The organism is Anaerobiospirillum succiniciproducens DSM 6400 (assembly GCF_000482845.1).
Taxonomy (GTDB): Bacteria; Pseudomonadota; Gammaproteobacteria; order Enterobacterales; family Succinivibrionaceae; genus Anaerobiospirillum; species Anaerobiospirillum succiniciproducens.
Map to the genome: position 1 here is coordinate 1 of NZ_AXWV01000121.1, position 4323 is coordinate 4323.

The 4323-nt window shown below is 42.7% G+C and carries 2 protein-coding genes; both read right to left on the reverse strand.

Annotated features, from left to right (window positions below; genetic code table 11):
- Positions 1–2049: hypothetical protein (locus tag H524_RS15725; protein ID WP_044122259.1), on the reverse strand; the 2049-nt coding region annotated here is incomplete at its 3' end.
- 1853 nt (positions 2050–3902) lie between these two features.
- Positions 3903–4323: autotransporter domain-containing protein (locus tag H524_RS15730; RefSeq protein WP_044122260.1), on the reverse strand; the 421-nt coding region annotated here is incomplete at its 5' end.

Sequence of the window (4323 nt, forward strand, 5' to 3'; positions counted from 1 at the left end):
AGCACCTGAAAGCTGGAGACCACCAACCTTCGTGCCATCGCTATTCTGAACAAACTTGCCACCGCCAGTACCAGCATTAGATAAAATCAAGCTTTGATTTTTTACAACACCAGTATCATCAGCTTCATGCAGCTTAATGCTACCTGCAGCCAGGCTCTTGTCGATGTTGTTATCACTATCCATTACCACCTGAGTTTTGTCATATACACCCAGAATGGTCATGTCACCAGCTTCAGAGAAGTTTACAGTCTCCTTTTTTGATGGAGAAATAGTGCTTTTGCCACCAAACTGTATAAAGCCCTTATAACCTAACTTGTTCATGAGATCGTTAGCTAAGTCAGCAGAAACGTTGCCCGCATTCATGATCTCAAGTACGCCAGTGCCGTCAGTAGCAAGGGAGTTCTGAACTACTTTGTTCTTACTTGTATCAGCAGTAAGGGTTGCCACATCACCTGAAGCGGTAAATAACTGATCCTTAGCAATGGAGAGCTTAGAACCAGTATTTAAAGCAGCACCGCTCTCAGCAAGCTGAACCTTACCAGAAGTTACGTCTAAGGTTGAGCTGGTTAAAGTGAGCTTGTTATCGTTGTTCTTAGTGGTTAAAACAGCATCTTTCTGTAAGGTTACAGTGGCCTTTTCAATGACGGCGTTACCAGAGTGCATGGTAAGTGAAGGAATATTCCAAGTACCATTCTTGATATTAAGAGTACCTGATGTTGAATCCTTGCCTACAGTAATAGACTTGGCGGTAACGGTACCATTTTCGCCATCAAGATTTAAAGTACCACCATTAACCAGAGTTAAAGCTTTTGAACCGCTAACAATTAAACCTTTATTAACGGTAACTGCGTTCTTTGCATTCTTAAGCTCAAAATCTGCACCCTTGCCGATAGTCAGAGTATCGAACTCAAGATTTACTTTTCCAATTGATGAGTCAACGAGGGTAGTTGCAGCTAAGGTACCATCCTTACCCTTTACGGTGACATTGATGTTGCCGGCTGTACCACCAGAAACCAATCCAGCAGTAGTATCGATTTTGCCGGCCTCAGCAAATAAGCCAGACTCTACGAGGTTAACAACTTCTTTACCAGTAGCTTCAATAGTTAATGTGCCAGCATTATTACTATTACCACTGACACTTACCTTTCTAGTGTCCTTAAAGAGCTGCTCATTAAAAGTTTTTGCATCAACCTTTAAGTTAACATTACGTGTGTCACTAACTTCACCTAAAGCAATAGTACCACCATTGGTTAAAGTCTCTGCAGCAAAGGTAATATCGGTTGCCTTGTCAAAGGTGACAGTGCCGGTACCGATGGTGAATTCAGAACCAGTCTTAACCTCTACCTTCTGTGAAGAAATCTTGAAGTCTTTAGCGCCGTTAACAGTTAAAACGCCACCATTTAAGGTTAAGGACTTACCAGCAATAGAAGCCCCCTCTGTGCTTTCGCCCATAACAATCTTTGCACCAGTAGCTACAGTGATAGCTGAGTTTGCGCCACCAAGAGCACCACTCTTAGCAAGAGTTACAGTCATAGGGAAAGTAGCTTCACCTGCTTTTGCAGGAGCTTCTGGAGTTGAACCCTGAAGGAGAATTGTGGCAGCTTCTAAAGAGGAGGCCTGCTCGGAACCACCAATTGTAAGTGAGCCAGCTGAACCAGTGAACGATGTTACTTTAACAGCTGCGCCGCTAACGCCGTCACCACCAATCTTTATAGCAGCCTTATCGCCATTAAGAGTGATTTTACCAGTCTTATCACCGCTCATAGAGAAGTTGCCTGCTGTGGTATCGCCCTTGAATGTTAAAGTACCACTGGTAATTGTAAGGTCAAAACCGTTGGCATTCTCATTAGAGGCACCACCACTATACGTGGTATCAGCAGAGATTGTCTCTCTGCCAGATAAATTTGCCCACGCATCAGTTTTGGCCTGAGCCTGGCCAGCAGCTAATGCTGCAGCTGCCATGGCTGCTACCATGGCGATGTTGGCGTTCTTAAAAATTGCGCGGTATTGAGCCATTAAGAACTTAATGGCGTTGTTGGTTTGCTTCATTCTTTGTAAGCTTAATTAAACCGAATGGGGTTGCGATTTGGAGGCTTGACTGCTTATCCTTTAAGGATGGCATCATATGCGTTTGTTTGATGATGCCTATGCAGAACAAATCGCTTTTTGAATATATTTGTTTGCCGTCTATAGCGACTTATAAGCAAAGACTTCATGAAAGGTTGCTAGAGAAGACTATGCGTAACTTTAGGAGGGAGGTCATATACCTTATACTGTTGAGCATAGCACAACATATAAGCATCAGCGCTTAGTATGTAAGAGGCAAGCTCTAGTTTGTATGTTTTATGGCATGACATCCGGCTTTAGGTGAGCGAACATCGTTGCAAACTTAGGCTTGGTATATTGACCAGTCTGCTTCTAGCTTTTCACTCTTTCACAAGTGTTTTGTGACTGTCTTGCTGTAGGATTTTGCAATATAGACATGGCATATGCTTTAGACTGGCGCATCTGAACTATTTCACCCCCCCCCCGCATATTTTTTATACTTATTTATCGTAGAATTGCTTAAAATCGACGTATAAAGCGCCCATTTTTAACAAACTATATGCACTTTTGGCGAATATTTTTACTTATAAATGACCTTTATTGACGACTATATTACAGGTTCTGTCCTCACCATGTAAGCCTATCGAACTATCCACCATCTGCAAATACATGACTAAAACTTACCGAGTGCCCCAAGGTTTAATGACCTAAGGGACTATTATGATCTCCGCTGAGGTACTAAGCGTTTCCAGGGCATAAGTCAGATTGCCTCTATACAAGGTCGTTACGTAACAAACGATTTAAGATGGTGAAAGCTTTGTTTTCGTTTCTGCTGCAATAGCGTTGCTAGACTGCAGCAAGTCACTCACGATAAAAGCCCACTGTCTATTTGGTTAGAGCTATAAATAGGCTAATTTACCTATCCTACGTCATACACAATCAAGATAAATACATAGTTATAATCTGTTTACCTGTTCTAACACTATCTGCGTCGACCCAAGGGTATCTGCACTACACCCCATACTCAAAACTGTCTGTAATGACCCTTCAGTGATTTGCTTCTTCATAAGCCTATCGCCCTACTTAACTACTAATGTCTCTAGCCATAAACTTAGTTCAGAAGTTAACTCAAGGATTGACTTGACTGTTGAGTCAACTGTTAAGTCAACTCCTGCCACTAGTAGCAGCAACTCCGTGAAACCTGATAAATATCTGATTTAATAGCTGTCGTAATGCATAGCAAATAGTTGAGTCGATAGTTAAGTCAACTGTTGACTCTACTGTTGACTCAACACTTAACCCAACAACTGTTGATGATGTAGTAAACGCTTTTGCTTAATCTGCAGTCATCTTGAATACCACTCAAGCTTACGTGTCGATGAGCCCTTAGTCACTAAGCGTAGGATGCACTCTACAGCCTTCTACTTATTGCGCTTAACACCTGCGTGCACTTTGACATTACGCATCCGTATATAGACGAAAACAAGGTCTCATAAAGCAGCGTCGATTAGTCCACGCAGTTCAGGCTATAACAATGCTGCAACGAGCTGTATGAATGCATTGTGAGTTCATGGTTCGCTATCAGCTTATCTTATACAAATGGAAAACAAATTAATGCATACCATGCCCGTCCATCAAGATTGCAAGCTGTTTATGTATAGCTATCTTATGCAATCAATTTCAGGCCTGACTTGCGTTGATGACCATAAAACGAAAAAAGCGACCACAGCCGATGCCCTATCCCTGACATCAGCCATGATCGCTGAAAGAGACCGCGCTAATCCTTAGGATTTGAGCTTGGGTCGCGGTCTTAAGACAAGTTATGGTTTGTTCAAACCAAAACCATGAAGGCTAGATTAGAACATGTAACGAGCCTGGGCGTTAACACCGAAAGCATCAGTGTTCTCAGAACCAATGTAGTTGATACCGAAGGAGGTACCAAATGCACCGTACTGAGCACCTAAGCCAACAGTTAAGCCGTACTGAACCTCATCAAGAACCTCAGCAGTTAAGTCTAAGTTCTTGTTGATGCCAGTAAAGCGAGTGGTTGACTTAGCGTCGGTATCGCCAGTGTTGAAGGCAATAGTTAAATCAGCGCTTGGAGCTAATGACCAGCCGCCTGCAACAAATGCCTTAGATAAGGTTACGCCTAATGGGATTGAGAAGACGTTCTGTACATCAAAGTCAGTATTTGCAACAACGCCATCATCGGAGATTAAGTCGTAGCTGTCGGTGTCAAGACGGGTTAAACGAGCACCTAAGTGTGGAGTTACATCT